This is a genomic window from Acinetobacter bereziniae (assembly GCF_016576965.1).
Classification (GTDB): domain Bacteria; phylum Pseudomonadota; class Gammaproteobacteria; order Pseudomonadales; family Moraxellaceae; genus Acinetobacter; species Acinetobacter bereziniae.
In genome coordinates this window covers 3,565,322-3,580,113 of sequence record NZ_CP066119.1, presented here as the reverse complement: position 1 = coordinate 3,580,113, position 14,792 = coordinate 3,565,322, and the positions used below count along the sequence as shown (strand labels likewise).

Below are 14,792 nucleotides of genomic sequence, written 5' to 3'. Positions count from 1 at the left end.
TTGCTTGATGAAGGGATATAGCAATGAGTGAAATGGATACGATAAATAAAATACGTGAACTACGTGATGCTTTTGGATCATTTATGACCGGCGTTACCGTAGTCACAACCTGTACAGATGATGGAACTGCGCTCGGTTTTACTGCAAACTCTTTTGCTTCGGTGTCTTTGGACCCACCATTGCTACTGGTCAGCATTGCCAAGACATCGAGCAATTATCATCATTTTGCCAAGGCTCAGCATTTTGCGATTAACATTTTGGCCGAAGAGCAGAAAGATATTTCCAATACTTTTGCACGACCAAGTGATGATCGTTTTGCAAATCTGTCTTGGAAGACGAGTCAGTATCAAAATCCAATTATTGACCACGTGAGTGCATGGTTTGATTGCACCACTTATCAAATTGTAGATGCAGGTGACCATGCGATTTTGATTGGTCAAGTAGAAAACTTTGCTTCAGCAGGCTTTGCAGGTCTTGGTTATTATCGTGGTGCTTATTTCACACCAGCTAAATCATCGACAGATGTGATTTCAAGTATGAAAGTCATGATGATGGCGTTAATCGGTCATGAAAACCAGATTTTGCTTGAACAAACTGCTGATGGCAAATGGACTTTGCCGCATTTGCTCGTCAACAAAGACGGTGCTGAAAAAGCCCTCGAAAAAATCTTCAGTGTCTATCAACCTGAGGCATCGCCAAGCTTTATATATTCTGTATATGACGATATCACCACACAGCAACAGTATATTGCCTTCTTATGTAATACCCCAGTACTTCAAGCACATAAGGGGCAGTTTATAGATTTGAATGATCTTGAGCAGCTTACTTTTGTTGATAGTGCCTTGGAAAGTATGTTGATGCGTTATCGTAAAGAAAATTACCTCAAAACTTATGGGGTGTATTACGGTAATCAAACAACAGGTACAGTTCGTCAAATTGTTAAAGAGGAAGTTTAACTATGCGTTTTTCATTATTTGTACACATGGAACGTGTTTCTGATCAGCAAACACAAAAACAGCTTTATGATGAAATGGTTGAACTTTGTCAGATTGCAGATCGAGGCGGAATGCATGCGATTTGGACAGGTGAACATCATGCGATGAATTTTACCATTGCGCCTAATCCATTTATCAATTTGGCTGATTTGGCCAACAAAACTCAACATGTGCGCTTAGGTACAGGTACAGTCGTTGCACCGTTTTGGCATCCAATCAAATTGGCTGGTGAAGCAGCGATGACAGATATTATCAGCAATGGTCGTTTGGATATTGGTATTGCCCGTGGAGCTTATTCTTTCGAATATGAGCGCATGGTACCGGGTATGGATGCATGGAGTGCAGGGCAACGTTTGCGTGAAATGATTCCTGCCATTAAAAACTTGTGGAAAGGCGATTACGAGCATCAAGGTGAGTTTTGGCAATTCCCGAAAACAACCTCTGCTCCTCAACCTTTACAAGAGCCACATCCACCGATTTGGGTTGCAGCACGTGATCCAAATAGTCATGAATTTGCAGTTCAGCATGGCTGTAATGTGCAAGTGACACCATTACATTTGGGTGATGAAGAAGTTGAGAAATTGATGGGCAACTTTAATGCAGCATGTGAGAAATTTGCAGACATTCCACGTCCTGAAATTATGTTACTTCGTCATACCTATGTCGCTGACAGTGAGCAAGATGCTCAACTCGCCGCAGATGAAATCAATATATTCTATAATTATTTTGGTGCATGGTTTAAAAATGAGCGTGAAATTAGCCAAGGGCTGATCGCACCGATGACCAAGGAAGAAATGGCGCAACATCCTTTCTATAGTCCAGAAGCTATGCGTAAAAATAATGTGATTGGTCAAGCGCAAGAAGTGATTGATCGTTTAAAAGCTTATGAGGCAATGGGCTATAACGAATACTCATTCTGGATCGATACAGGAATGAGCTTTGAACGTAAAAAAGCCTCATTGGAACGTATGATCAACGAAGTGATGCCAGCTTTTGCATAGGAGAGAAGACCATGACTTCTCCATTTCAGTTATATATCAATGGTCAGTTTGAGGATGGTGCTGCACAATTTGACAGTATCAATCCTGCAACAGGACAAGTTTGGGCAAAAATGCCTGAAGCACGTACAGATGAAGTGAATCGTGCGGTTGCAGCTGCTTCACAAGCATTAAAAGATTCAGCTTGGGCCGATTTAACCGCATCTCAGCGGGGTAAGTTGCTATATAAACTTGCGGATTTGATTGAACGATCAGCACCAGAGTTGGCGCTGTTTGAGACACAAGATACCGGTAAAATTATCCGTGAAACGTCGAGCCAGATTGCATATGTAGCCGAGTATTACCGCTATTATGCTGGTGTTGCTGACAAACTTGAAGGTCGATATTTACCGATTGATAAGCCTGATATGCTAGCTTGGACTATTCGAGAGCCTGTAGGTGTTGTTGCAGCAATCGTACCTTGGAACAGTCAGTTATTTTTATCCGCAGTTAAAGTTGGTCCTGCTTTGGCAGCAGGCTGTAGCGTGGTTTTAAAAGCGTCGGAAGAAGGTCCAGCACCTTTGCTGGCTTTTGCACGCTTAGTACATGAAGCTGGTTTCCCTGCGGGTGTGGTAAATGTGATTACAGGTTTTGCGGCTGAATGTGGTGCTGTTTTAACCTGTCATCCTGACGTTGCACATGTGGCATTCACAGGCGGACCTGAAACAGCGCAGCATATTGTCAGAAATTCTGCTGAAAATCTTGCCAAAGTATCTCTTGAGTTAGGGGGGAAATCTCCATTTATTGTGTTCGCAGATGCTGATTTACAAAGTGCTGTAAATGCTCAAGTCGCAGCGATCTTTGCTGCAACTGGACAAAGTTGTGTGGCAGGTTCTCGCTTATTGGTCGAAGAAAGCATCAAAGATGAATTTGTACAGCGCTTGGTACAACGTGTGCAAAGCATCAAAATTGGTCTGCCTGAGGATATGGCAACTGAGTTCGGTCCATTGTGTACTTTACGCCAACGGCAAAAAATTGAACAGATTGTCGCCAGTTCAATTCAGCAGGGGGCAAAGCTATTGACAGGTGGGGAGAGTATTGACCGTGCAGGCTATTACTATCCACCCACTATTTTGGATTGTAGTGATGCGACTCAGGCCGATTGTGTAATGAATGAGTTGTTTGGTCCAGTGCTGTCTGTGGTCAGTTTTAAAACAGAGCTTGAGGCAATACACACGGCAAACAATACCGCTTATGGTCTTGCCGCAGGCGTGTTTACTACAAATCTAAGTCGCGCACACCGCATGACAAAAGCGATTCAATCCGGAATTGTTTGGCTCAATACTTATCGTGCAGTGTCACCACTTGCACCTTTTGGTGGTCATGGTTTATCTGGACATGGTCGAGAAGGTGGTTTTGAGGCGGTATTTGACTACACCACCACCAAAACGGTTTGGTTACGTACCTCTGATCAACCGATTGATGATCCCTTTATCATGAGATAAATAATAGTCATGAGATAAATGATGATCATGAAATAGATGATGGTCATGTGGTAAATGATCAAACTTTAATTCAAGGAATTTAACTTCAAGGATGAAAATATATGCAGAACACTAAAGTTCTATAAATTTTTACTGTAATTGAAAAGGATAAATATTGTTGAGCTTTGAAAAAAGTCTCACATGGGGTGTCTTTTATCTTTTTTAGGCTGAATTCACGCAAACGACAGCGTATTAGTCAGCCTTATCGTCAATATCGTGGTCAGGTCATTTGAATAGGATGCTGACAAAGTAGGTTGTGAAATCTACATTTACGCTCACAAATAAATTCAGATTGAGGAAAATGAATTCCTCAAAGAGAGATTAAGGATATGAGTCAAAATGAAAAAAATGCTTTTGCGATAGAAAGCCATTCGATTGATTATGTAGATCCCTCTGAACGCAATGGCAAGGTTCGGGATCTTTTTACTTTATGGTTTTGTACCAATATTGCGCCTTTGGCTGTGATTACAGGTGCAATGTCGATGCTCACTTTTAAGCTAAGCTTAATCAGTGCTTTGGTGGCAATTTGTGCAGGACATTTCTTTGGTGCAGCGATTTTAGCACTAACCTCGGCACAAGGACCGCAAGTGGGTATTCCACAAATGATTCAAAGCCGTGCGCAGTTTGGGCGCTATGGGGCTTTGTTGGTGGTGTTATTTACGACCCTGATTTACCTTGGATTCTTTATTTCCAATATTATTTTATCGGGTAAAACTTTGCACACGGTTGTGCCTGCAATTCCTGTACCTACAGCAACCGTGATCGGAGCAATTGCCGCAACGACCATTGGGATCATCGGTTATCACCTGATTCATAAGTTCAATAAGATTGGGACTTGGTTTATGGGTGGTTCGCTGTTGATTGGTCTAATCATTATGCTGCCGCATATCAATGCTGAGGTTTTGGCAAAAGGAACATTCAACCTGAAAGGCTGGTTTGCCATGTTTGGTTTATGTGCGGTTTGGCAAATTAGTTTTTCTCCATATACCTCAGATTATTCAAGATATTTACCTAAAAGTATTGGCATTTATAAACCCTTTATTTACACCTATTTGGGTGCATCTCTCGGTACAATTTTTGCTATGGCTTTTGGAACTGTAGCGGTCAGTATTGGTTCCACAACAGATGCGATGGAAGCAGTTAAATCAGGCACAGGCATATTTGGCTACATTCTGATGATTTTATTTCTTTGTAATATTATCGGTCACAATGCCATGAATCTATATGGTGCAGTGTTGTCATGCATTACTTCGATTCAAACCTTTGCAGGACAATGGATACCGAGTAAGAATATTCGAATTGTGCTGTCAGTTGTGGTACTGATTCTGGCAACTTTCACTGCATTATGGGCTTCGAGCAACTTTATCAGTTTCTTCCTGAATGTGATTTTTGCCTTGTTGTTTATCTTAGTACCTTGGGTGTCGATCAACCTTTTGGATTTCTATGTGGTCAACAAGAAATCTTATGATATTCAGTCTATTTTTGCCCAAGATGGTGGTATTTACGGCAAGTTTAATGCCAAAGCGCTGATCGCCTATTTTATCGGGATTATGATTCAGATTCCTTTCTTGACCAATGCCTTTTTTACAGGACCATTTGCCAATGTGATCCCTGATGTTGATGTTTCTTGGGTGATTGGATTGGTGGTGAGTTTTATCGTGTATTACCTGTTTAATTTCAGCAAGATTAAATACGCAGACTCAGCTTTGGATATCAAAGTTTAACATTAAAATGTGATGTGAAAGGAATCTTCACGATGAAAAATAATAATTTACAATGGGTTATCGCTTTAATTTTGGTTGAATATATTTCACCAAGTTATGCTGGAATCAGTTTTGGTGAATCCAATAGTGAAACAGGTCAGCTCACTGTATCTGGTTATGTACGGGGCAATTACCAAGTCAAAGATTATGGTGAGAATGCTGATGATCAGAAAATCCGTTTCGATGCAGCACAACTTAAATTGGATTATGAACGTGGAAATCTGTTTGGACACGCAGAATATCGTTGTTATCAATATGAGCGGTTTTGTGATTTTTCCAGCATGATTGATGCTTATGCAGGTTATCGTTTGAATAAAACAGATCAACTTGTGGTGGGTATGCAAGCCATTCCATTTGGACCCGGACGTTTCTGGGGTAATAGCTTGTATGGTAGTATTAATACTACTGCGGGTTTGGAAGATGTGCATAATGTTGGTGTGAACTATCATGCTGAATTATCGTCAGCGACCAAATTTGATTTTGGTTATTTTGCGATTGATGGTGGTCATTATTCAGGGACCTATACGCCAGATTCAGGTCGTTACACAGCCAATTATGTACGTTCCGATGATGTGACACAAACCAACTTACAAGAGAAAAACATGTGGGTGGGGCGGGTGAGTCAAGATATTCCTTTGGGTATCGATGGTTTAGATACGCAGCTTGGTGCGTCTTACTGGATCTCGCAAATAGACAATAAGAAAACCAACCAGACTGGACGACGTAATGCTTGGTCAGTATTTACCAAAGTAAATTATGGGCTGCTTGGGTTGACTTTGACTGGAGGCAAAAATGATGTCAACAATAAAGATTTAATTCAACCTGACACTTCGCTCATGGGGTCTTATGACACTGAATATGCCGTCGCCAACAAAGCCAGTTATTACACGGCTGATCTGGGGTATGCATTTAAAGATGTCGGAAAAATTGGCAATATTACCCCTTATCTCATGCATAGCCGATATAACAAAGATCAGGCTGAAGCAAAGGATTCCATTCGAAATATCTTGGGTGTCTCCATTGATCATAAAAAGCTTTCTTTGCTTGCTGAATATATCATGAGTAAAAATGATCCTTTTATCGGTGGCAATGCAGCATCATTGGCATTGGGGGATGATAATAAGTGGAATAAGCTATTGAATTTGACTTTATTCTATTATTTTTAACGTTGAATCATAACATTCGGGCAACCGAAAATTTTTTTCATCATTTTCTTGGTATGCCATAATACAAGACTAAGTATCTGCTTATACAAACCATAGCGTTATAAGCACATACGGATGTTTGCATCTAAACAGGATGATCCATATGCAACTCAAAGACATGTCTCTCTTTCACCAACAAGCCTTCATCGCTGGGCAATGGTGCGATGCTGACAACCTTCAAAGAACAGATATTTATAATCCTGCAACTCAAGTGCTTATTGGGACAGTACCCAATATGGGGAAAACCGAAGCAGAACGAGCAATTCAAGCTGCTGCAAATGCTTGGTCAGCTTGGAAAAATAAAACAGCAAAAGATCGTTCAATCATTTTAAAACGTTGGTTTGAATTGATGGTTGAGCAGGCAGATGAACTTGCTTTTATTCTCACCAGTGAACAGGGCAAACCATTGGCAGAGGCGAGAGGAGAGATTTTGTATGCTGCCAGTTTTGTGGAGTGGTTTGCTGAAGAAGCAAAGCGTGTATATGGGGATATCGTGCCAAGCCCATATCCAGATGCACGTATTATGGTACAAAAACAAGCGATCGGAGTCGTTGCAGCGATTACGCCGTGGAATTTCCCGGCAGCGATGATTACACGAAAAGTAGCGCCTGCATTGGCGGCAGGTTGCCCTTGTATTGTTAAACCTGCACCTGAAACACCATTTACAGCTTTAGCGTTGGTTGATTTAGCTGTGCAAGCTGGGATTCCTGCCGAAATTTTCAGTGTGATTACAGGGGATGCAGTCACGATTGGAGATGCTATTTTTGAAAGTGATGTGGTGCGAAAGTTTACATTTACAGGATCTACACCTGTGGGAAAAATGCTTTATCAACGTTCTGCACAAACCTTAAAAAAAGTCTCTTTGGAATTGGGTGGTAATGCACCATTCATTGTTTTTGATGACGCAGATTTGGATGACGCCATTGAAGGCGCATTGATTGCAAAATATCGAAATGCAGGGCAGACCTGTGTTTGTGTAAATCGCTTTTTGGTTCAAGCAGGCATCTACGATAAATTCATCAACGCATTAAGTGAAAAAGTCAGTGCTTTTAAAATTGGCAATGGTTTGGATGTTGGTAGTGAAATTGGTCCACTGATTAATCTGAATGCTGTGAAGAAAGTTGAAGCCCATGTACAAGATGCCTTATCCAAAGCTGCTCGTTTGGTGACAGGGGGGCAACGTCACAGCGCAGGAGAGTTATTTTATCAGCCAACCATTATTGCAGATGTGACCGCAGACATGGATGTGGCAACTCAGGAAACTTTTGGTCCGCTTGCCGCTGTATTTAAGTTTGAAACCGAGCAACAGGTGTTAGAGATGGCCAATGCAACAGAGTTTGGTTTAGCAGCCTACTGTTATACCAAAGACCTTGGACGTGCTTGGCGTATGAGTGAACAATTGGAATACGGCATGGTAGGTATCAATAAAGGATTGATTTCTAATGAGGTTGCACCATTTGGCGGAATCAAACAATCAGGTTTAGGGCGTGAAGGTTCAAAGTATGGCATTGAAGATTACCTTGAAATTAAATATACCTTATTTGGAGGATTAAACAGATGAGTAATGAAAAATTTGAAAAAGGTCTTGTGATTCGTAAACAAGTACTGGGTGAAGATTATGTCAATCAATCGATCAACAATGCGGATGATTTTAATTTACCCTTACAGGAGTTGGTCACTGAGTATTGTTGGGGCGCAGTGTGGGGACGTGAAGAACTGAGCAAACCTGAGCGTAGTCTGATTAATCTTGCCATGATTTCTGCATTAAATCGTCCACATGAGCTAAAATTACATGTTAAAGGCGCATTACGAAATGGTGTACCAAAAGACAAAATTCGTGAGGTGCTGTTACAAGTTGCAATTTACTGTGGTGTACCTGCTGCGGTAGACAGTTTTCGTATAGCCAAAGAAGCTATTCAGGAATATCAAGAAGAACAGCACTAAACTGTAAAGAATTGACTCTGTGCAGTTGGGTTTAGATCTAAACTGGTCTGTATAGATCGATATGCGCAGATTCATATTGATCAACAGAAATTCGATTTTGCGATACATGTTTTTAACTGATTGACTAGATGGATGCTGATTTAACATTAGCTTGTTGAATAAGATCAGCTAAAATTATGACCGCACTTTCCATTTGCTTGAGATTAAAATCACCTAAGCCAAGAATTAAACCTGAACGTTTTCGTTGTGCTGAAAAAGTTGGAGAAATAGCTTTCACTGCAATTTTCATGTCTACGGCTGCTTGGGCAATGGCAAGGTCATTGATATGTTCTGCGAGCCAAAGCACCATATGCATGCCTTGATCTCCTGACTCTAAATAACCGAGATGTTCAGGGATATGTCTTGCAATTATCGTCATCAAATGTTGACGATTTTCGGCATAAACTTGGCGAATTTTACGGATATGTCGTTCTAAATACCCTTGCTCAATAAACTTGGCGAGCACATGTTGATCTGCTGAAGCAGGGTGACGGTCGATCAACACTCTTAAACCACAGAAAGGTGCAACTAAGGCTTGCGGTAAAATCGCATAACCCAGTCGAAGTGAAGGGAAAAGCACTTTACTAAAAGTACCCAAATAGATGACACGTTCAGGTGCTAAACCTTGTAAGGCTGGAAAAGGTTGCCCGTGATAACGTAGTTCGCTGTCATAATCATCTTCAATAATCCATGCTTGTTGTTGTGATGCCCATGCCAATAAGGCATGACGACGAGATAAACTCATTGGCATACCCATCGGGTATTGGTGAGAAGGGGTAACGAAAGCTGCTCGTGCATGAGGAGCAAGGTTGATGGCTGTATTGACTTGCAATCCTTCCTCATCAACAGGAACACGAATAATTTGGATGTTTTGTATAGCATTTTCTAAAATGGCTGACGTTCCACGATAAGCAGGATCTTCGAGCCATACCTGATCCTTCGGTTCAAATAAAATTTGACTGCAAATATATAAAGCTTGTTGTATGCCATTGGTAATCACAATCTGTTCAGGTTGGCAATGAACTGAACGAGAACGACGAACATACTCTGCAATTGCAACTCGCAATGACCATACGCCCTGAGGATCATCATAGCCTGAGGGTAAGCCTTCTCCTTGAGCGCGATAGCGATTGCCAAATTTGCGCCAGACATCATTGGGTTGAGTACGTCCGGTAGGAACAGATATCGCAAAGGGTAAATGGGGCAAAGGTTTAAATTCTTTTAATATCTCGGCATAGGCTTGTGCGGCTGCTGTCAGATTTGATTTAAATGTATTGGTAACAATGTCTTTTTGATGTTGTTGATGTGGCGTGTTGATTAAAGACTGTGCAACAAAGGTTCCCTTACGTGGATGTGCCTCTAAAACACCTTCGGCCAGTAATTGATCATATGCTTCAATTATCGTTCCACGGGAAACACTTAAGCTGAGCGCCAATTCACGTGACGAGGGCAAAGGATCACCTGCCTTTAAATCTCCTTGTTGTACAGCTTCTCTGAGGATCTGTATCAGTTGCGCAGTCACTTTGCCTTGCTGTTTGTTGAGCTTCGAAATTGAAGGAAGCTCAACCACTTTTGCCATTCTCGCCATAATTCTGGACTACTTAAATAAATACAAACTGGTACTTTTGAATAATCCAATTAAATCAGAAAATTTACAACAGAAAGTTCATGTTTAATGACAGTTTTAATGATTGAGAGTGAGAGGAGTCGACCATGTATATCCCTAAAGATTTTGAAATCACTGAAGTGAAAGAGATGCATCAACTGATGTGTGAATATCCGCTGGGAATACTGTTGAGTCATAGCACACAGGGTCTAGATGCTAACCATTTACCTTTTGAACTACAGTTAGAACAGTCAGAGTTGGGTACACTCCATGCCCATGTATCAAGACAGAATCCTATCTGGCAGCAGCTTCATGACGGTGATGAGGTGTTGGTGGTATTCCGTGCTGGAGATGCCTATATTTCACCTCAATGGTATCCAAGTAAACATGAACACCAGCGACAGGTGCCAACATGGAACTACAGGGTTGTACATGCGCATGGCAAAATCCGTATTCATGATGACGAGCGTTATGTACGAGGTGTAGTTGCTCGTTTAACTCGGACACATGAAGCAACTCAACCTACCCCGTGGAAAATGTCTGATGCTCCCAAAGATTATTTAGAACCGATGCTTCAGGAAATTGTTGGTATTGAAATAGAAATCACGAGACTGCAAGGCAAAGCAAAACTCGGTCAGAACAAAGATCATCGAGATATTGTTGGCGTTGCCAATGCATTATCTCAAACGGAGGATGGTGTAATTGCTGATGCAATGTATCAGGTTGCAGCAGAGAAAAATAAATAAATACTTATCTCTATGTAGGTAGAAGGAGAATTGAATGACTTGGCTAACGTCTCAGGTTTTAGAAAATGATCATGTCATTTTAAAACCGCTTGAAATACAACACATGGAAGCGCTGATAGAAGCTGTATGTGACGGAGAACTATGGAACTTATGGTTTACACATATCCCAACGCCTGAGCAAATGGGGGCTGAGATTCATCGACGATTGAACTTACAGACTCAAGGCAAGATGTTGCCTTATACCGTCATTGAAAAACAAACAGCTCAAGTTTTAGGCATGACCAGTTTTATGAATATCGAAGCGGTCCATCGCCGTGTCGAAATTGGTTCAACTTGGTATCGACAATCTGTGCAACGAACACATATCAATACAGCATGTAAGCAGTTACTGCTAAGTTATGCTTTTGATCACTTGGATTGTATTGCAGTTGAGTTTCGCACATCCTCATTTAACTTCAAAAGTCGAGCCGCGATTGAACGTTTAGGTGCAAAACTCGATGGCATATTGCGTAGCCATCAAATTGTGAAAGATGATATTTTGCGTGATACATATGTGTATAGTATTTTAAAAAGTGAATGGGCTGCGGTACGACAACATTTAAATTTTTTGCTTGGCAAGTCGAATAATTCCAAAAGTATCTAAGCAGCTTAAATCACCATGAAAATCAACTTGATTGCCAAGGATGCTCTATATTCATGGCAGTCACTTGTTGATTGCTTTTGATTGATAAACATTCGTGTCGGTCAAATCACTGATTGATTAAATATTTTTTATTCGATAAACATAGTAATGTTATGACTCTTGATCAGACATCAATTCAAGACAATTAGGCAAATTGCTGTCGTTGTAAAATCTATTAATTTAGTTGATATAAAGAATATGCGAAGTAGAGCTTAATATATGATTAAAGTCATGTTAATAAGAATAATATATTTTTACATTAAATCTAGAAGGTAAAAAATACATCCCCTGAGTATATTGTATAATGAGTAAGTGAATTGAATTTCTTATTTATATTACAGAGGGTTATAATTATTTTTAAGTGTTATTATATGGAATGACCCTTATAATTTGTTGATAATATTATGCGCATCTTAATTTTAAGGAGATTGGAAATAAGTTTAATAATAATAAAAATATTGTAGTAATAATGATTAAAAGAGCATAAAATTCAAGCAAATGCTGTTTGCAATTGACTCAATGAAACTAAAAAAAATCATATTTTGTTTAAAATTAAACCTAAGGAAACTTATTCTATTTTTGGCTGTTTTCAGTATTGTTATCCTCTTTATTGCATCTTTATTCGTAAACTACTCTATTCAAAAAAAAGAATTATTAGATACGTCTTTGTCTGTGAATATGGAGTATGCAACGAAGATTGCGCAAAAAACAGATTCTCAAATTCAGACGGTATTAAAACAACTTGATTACAGTGCCATGTTATTGGGGCAATCATTTGATGACGAAAAATTTAAACAATCAGAAGTAGACCGCCTCAAATTTCAGTCTAACTTTTTTGATAGTGTGATTATTTCTGATAAACATGGTCGAATCCTGAATTTTTCACCATCGAAAATTGCATTGAATAAAAATGTAATCAATAGAACATTGGGCTTTACTGAATCTTTAGATACCCAAAAGACCGTGATTACAAGTCCGTATTACTCAGTCAAAAAGAATTTGATTGTGTTTATTTCACAACCAATTTTTGATCGGCATAAGAACTATCTAGGTTTTGTAGGTGGTGCGATTTATTTAAAAGAAAGAAATATTATCAATGAGTTATTGACGATTAGTTTTAATTATAAAGACAGCTATATGTATGTGCTCGATAGCCAGCATAAAATCATTTTTCATCCTGATGTTCATCGAATAGGAACATATGCAACAGACAATACAGGTCTGGATTATATGGAGAAACATTCGATAGGAAAAATCAGATTGATCAATAGTAAGGGGGTTGATAATTTAGCGGGTTTTGCAAAAGTGAAACACACCGATTGGATTATTGTTTCGCAACAACCCACGCATAAACTATTAGAAAAAGTACCCAACCTTATCTATAAAATTATTGCATATATGCTTGTTTTTTATATTCTAATTTTTTTAATTATCTGGAAAATTTCCTATTATATTTCTGCGCCATTAAACCGCTTGGCAACGATGGCGAGCCATTTAAACAATCCAGAAACAGCCAACCAAATTAAAGATGTTGATGCGCTGTATTATGAAGTCAGGAATTTTAAACGATCCTTGTTGCAAAGTTCTTCAAATTTTAGCAAACGAATTTCCACACTCAACCATTATGTGAATACTGATCCTTTGACAGGGCTGTATAACCGTCGTGGGATGGAGCTGCATATTGAACGCTTGATGAAATCCAATATTCCTTTTGCCATTATTGCTGTAGATATTGATTACTTTAAAAAAATCAATGATCAATATGGGCATGAAAAGGGGGATATGGTGTTAAAGCGTACGGCACAGCATATCAAGGACTGTGTACGAAATATTGATATTTGTTGTCGAATTGGTGGCGAGGAATTTGTCATATTAAGTCCGATAGATAGCCAAAATTTAAGTATCAATATTGCTGAAAGAATTCGCCAACTGTTGGAAAAAAGTCCAATTGATGATATTCCCGCAGTGACTGTGTCAATTGGTATTGCACACTGGCCTGAAATATCTACAGATATTCATAAGGTATTTAAAGCTGCTGACGAATATTTATACTTAGCCAAAGCAGAAGGACGTAATTGTATTCGCTATAAAAAATAGAACATTGAAGCGTTAAAAACCTTTGTGAATATTATGTGATAAATATATAAAGATTATATATTTATCAATATTTTATTGTCTGTATACACTCGATGAAATATTAGATGATTTGAGTGAGTATGAATAAGTTATTAGCATATGGATTGATTACCATTTTTAGTACAGGGTTACTGCTTTCAGGTTGTTCAAAACAGACACAGGATGATAAAAAATCCATTGATAGCAATCAGATCAGTACACTCAATATAGGTTATCAAAAAGCAGCATTAAAATTGATCGTGGCGAAGCAGAATCAATTGTTTGAAAAACAATTCCCTCATGTAAAAATTGAGTGGAAAGAATTTCCCGCGGGTCCTCAGACTTTAGAGGCTTTATCTGTCAATTCAATTGATTTCGGTTATACCGGTGATGCACCGATTGTATTTGCATTATCCGCGGGGAAACAATTGAATTATTTAGGTTATGAGCAATCCTCACGACAGGCTCATGCGATTTTATTGCCGAATCAGAGTTCGATTAAAAGTCTTGCGGATTTGAAAGGAAAACGAATTGCATTAACCCGAGGCTCAAGTGCGCATAACTTTTTGGCTGAAACTTTAAAGCAAGCTCATCTATCATGGGCAGATATCCAACCTGTTTGGCTGACGCCTTCAGATGCACGTGCTGCTTTGGATAAAAAGGCAATTGATGCTTGGGCTGTTTGGGACCCCTATATTAGCGCTGCCGAAATTGATGGAAATGCAAAGATTTTATTCGAGTCTACAGATTTGCCAACGACCTATAGCTACTATTTGGCGCAGCCTAATTTTGTCAAAAACCATCCAAAGGATGCAGAAAAAGTATTGGCTGTATTAAATCAAAGTGATCAGTGGATTAATGCTCATCCATCAGAAGCAGCTGAGATTTTGGCGAAGAGCACTGGTTTAGATGTCAAAGTGACGCAAAAAGTGATTGCTAAAAAACCAAAACCAAATCCTGTTGCGATTTTAAGTTCAGAGGCTATTCAATCTCAACAAAAGATTGCAGACCTCTTCTATAGTCAAAAGTTGATTCCTAATCAAATTGAAGCTGCACAATTTGTTTGGAAACCTGCTCAATAATATGAGCATTGGGTATGTAAAAAATGGCAATAACTTTAATTCTTAGCGCGTGATTTAGTCACGGTGATGAATGGGTTTTATTGAGTAAGCGCAA

General features: G+C 39.4%; 12 protein-coding genes. 11 read left to right on the top strand and 1 reads right to left on the bottom strand.

What is annotated here, in order from left to right; all coding sequences use genetic code 11:
* Nucleotides 1–23: 23 nt before the first annotated feature.
* The 7 genes from tgnA to I9192_RS16700 all read left to right on the top strand — a co-directional run bounded on the left by tgnA (nucleotide 24) and on the right by I9192_RS16700 (nucleotide 8,428).
* Nucleotides 24–956, top strand: coding sequence for a flavin-dependent trigonelline monooxygenase reductase component (tgnA, locus tag I9192_RS16730; RefSeq protein ID WP_005033283.1), 933 nt, complete (start codon nucleotides 24–26; stop codon nucleotides 954–956).
* 2 nt (nucleotides 957–958) lie between these two features.
* The gene (gene tgnB / locus I9192_RS16725) at nucleotides 959–1,996 is read left to right on the top strand and encodes a flavin-dependent trigonelline monooxygenase oxygenase component (RefSeq protein ID WP_005033280.1); all 1,038 of its coding nucleotides are present in this window, start codon (nucleotides 959–961) and stop codon (nucleotides 1,994–1,996) included.
* Nucleotides 1,997–2,007: 11 nt separating this feature from the next.
* A complete protein-coding gene (tgnC, locus tag I9192_RS16720) occupies nucleotides 2,008–3,477 on the top strand; it encodes a (Z)-2-((N-methylformamido)methylene)-5-hydroxybutyrolactone dehydrogenase (protein WP_005033278.1) in 1,470 nt (489 codons plus the stop codon).
* Nucleotides 3,478–3,845: 368 nt separating this feature from the next.
* On the top strand, nucleotides 3,846–5,240 hold the full coding sequence (locus tag I9192_RS16715) for a purine-cytosine permease family protein (protein WP_005033274.1): 1,395 nt from the start codon (nucleotides 3,846–3,848) through the stop codon (nucleotides 5,238–5,240).
* Nucleotides 5,241–5,272: 32 nt separating this feature from the next.
* Entirely contained in the window at nucleotides 5,273–6,445 is a 1,173-nt protein-coding gene (locus tag I9192_RS16710) for a hypothetical protein (RefSeq protein WP_005033273.1), read from the top strand.
* A 142-nt stretch (nucleotides 6,446–6,587) separates the two neighbouring features.
* Nucleotides 6,588–8,045, top strand: a complete 1,458-nt coding sequence (locus tag I9192_RS16705; protein WP_200149944.1) for an NAD-dependent succinate-semialdehyde dehydrogenase — start codon at nucleotides 6,588–6,590, stop codon at nucleotides 8,043–8,045.
* The gene (locus I9192_RS16700) at nucleotides 8,042–8,428 is read left to right on the top strand and encodes a carboxymuconolactone decarboxylase family protein (RefSeq protein WP_004829624.1); all 387 of its coding nucleotides are present in this window, start codon (nucleotides 8,042–8,044) and stop codon (nucleotides 8,426–8,428) included. Before I9192_RS16705 ends, I9192_RS16700 begins: the two co-directional genes overlap by 4 nt.
* A gap of 124 nt (nucleotides 8,429–8,552) precedes the next feature.
* Here I9192_RS16700 and pdxR read toward each other — a convergent pair whose 3' ends face one another.
* Complete coding sequence (pdxR, locus tag I9192_RS16695; protein ID WP_171498291.1) at nucleotides 8,553–10,055, bottom strand: MocR-like pyridoxine biosynthesis transcription factor PdxR; 1,503 nt, start codon at nucleotides 10,053–10,055, stop codon at nucleotides 8,553–8,555.
* Nucleotides 10,056–10,180: 125 nt separating this feature from the next.
* Between pdxR and I9192_RS16690 the strand changes: the two genes are divergently transcribed.
* The 4 genes from I9192_RS16690 to I9192_RS16675 all read left to right on the top strand — a co-directional run bounded on the left by I9192_RS16690 (nucleotide 10,181) and on the right by I9192_RS16675 (nucleotide 14,698).
* On the top strand, nucleotides 10,181–10,819 hold the full coding sequence (locus I9192_RS16690; protein ID WP_005033268.1) for an FMN-binding negative transcriptional regulator: 639 nt from the start codon (nucleotides 10,181–10,183) through the stop codon (nucleotides 10,817–10,819).
* A 34-nt stretch (nucleotides 10,820–10,853) separates the two neighbouring features.
* Nucleotides 10,854–11,462, top strand: a complete 609-nt coding sequence (locus tag I9192_RS16685) for a GNAT family N-acetyltransferase (RefSeq protein ID WP_005033266.1) — start codon at nucleotides 10,854–10,856, stop codon at nucleotides 11,460–11,462.
* A 537-nt stretch (nucleotides 11,463–11,999) separates the two neighbouring features.
* Complete coding sequence (locus I9192_RS16680) at nucleotides 12,000–13,598, top strand: sensor domain-containing diguanylate cyclase (RefSeq protein WP_200149943.1); 1,599 nt, start codon at nucleotides 12,000–12,002, stop codon at nucleotides 13,596–13,598.
* A 119-nt stretch (nucleotides 13,599–13,717) separates the two neighbouring features.
* The gene (locus I9192_RS16675; RefSeq protein ID WP_005033261.1) at nucleotides 13,718–14,698 is read left to right on the top strand and encodes an aliphatic sulfonate ABC transporter substrate-binding protein; all 981 of its coding nucleotides are present in this window, start codon (nucleotides 13,718–13,720) and stop codon (nucleotides 14,696–14,698) included.
* Nucleotides 14,699–14,792 lie beyond the last annotated feature (94 nt).

Coding starts and splice junctions, on each gene's coding strand:
- tgnA (WP_005033283.1), top strand. CDS start 24: ATGAGTGAAATGGATACGATAAATAAAATACGTGAACTACGTGATGCT.
- tgnB (WP_005033280.1), top strand. CDS start 959: ATGCGTTTTTCATTATTTGTACACATGGAACGTGTTTCTGATCAGCAA.
- tgnC (WP_005033278.1), top strand. CDS start 2,008: ATGACTTCTCCATTTCAGTTATATATCAATGGTCAGTTTGAGGATGGT.
- I9192_RS16715 (WP_005033274.1), top strand. CDS start 3,846: ATGAGTCAAAATGAAAAAAATGCTTTTGCGATAGAAAGCCATTCGATT.
- I9192_RS16710 (WP_005033273.1), top strand. CDS start 5,273: ATGAAAAATAATAATTTACAATGGGTTATCGCTTTAATTTTGGTTGAA.
- I9192_RS16705 (WP_200149944.1), top strand. CDS start 6,588: ATGCAACTCAAAGACATGTCTCTCTTTCACCAACAAGCCTTCATCGCT.
- I9192_RS16700 (WP_004829624.1), top strand. CDS start 8,042: ATGAGTAATGAAAAATTTGAAAAAGGTCTTGTGATTCGTAAACAAGTA.
- pdxR (WP_171498291.1), bottom strand. CDS start 10,055: ATGGCGAGAATGGCAAAAGTGGTTGAGCTTCCTTCAATTTCGAAGCTC.
- I9192_RS16690 (WP_005033268.1), top strand. CDS start 10,181: ATGTATATCCCTAAAGATTTTGAAATCACTGAAGTGAAAGAGATGCAT.
- I9192_RS16685 (WP_005033266.1), top strand. CDS start 10,854: ATGACTTGGCTAACGTCTCAGGTTTTAGAAAATGATCATGTCATTTTA.
- I9192_RS16680 (WP_200149943.1), top strand. CDS start 12,000: ATGCTGTTTGCAATTGACTCAATGAAACTAAAAAAAATCATATTTTGT.
- I9192_RS16675 (WP_005033261.1), top strand. CDS start 13,718: ATGAATAAGTTATTAGCATATGGATTGATTACCATTTTTAGTACAGGG.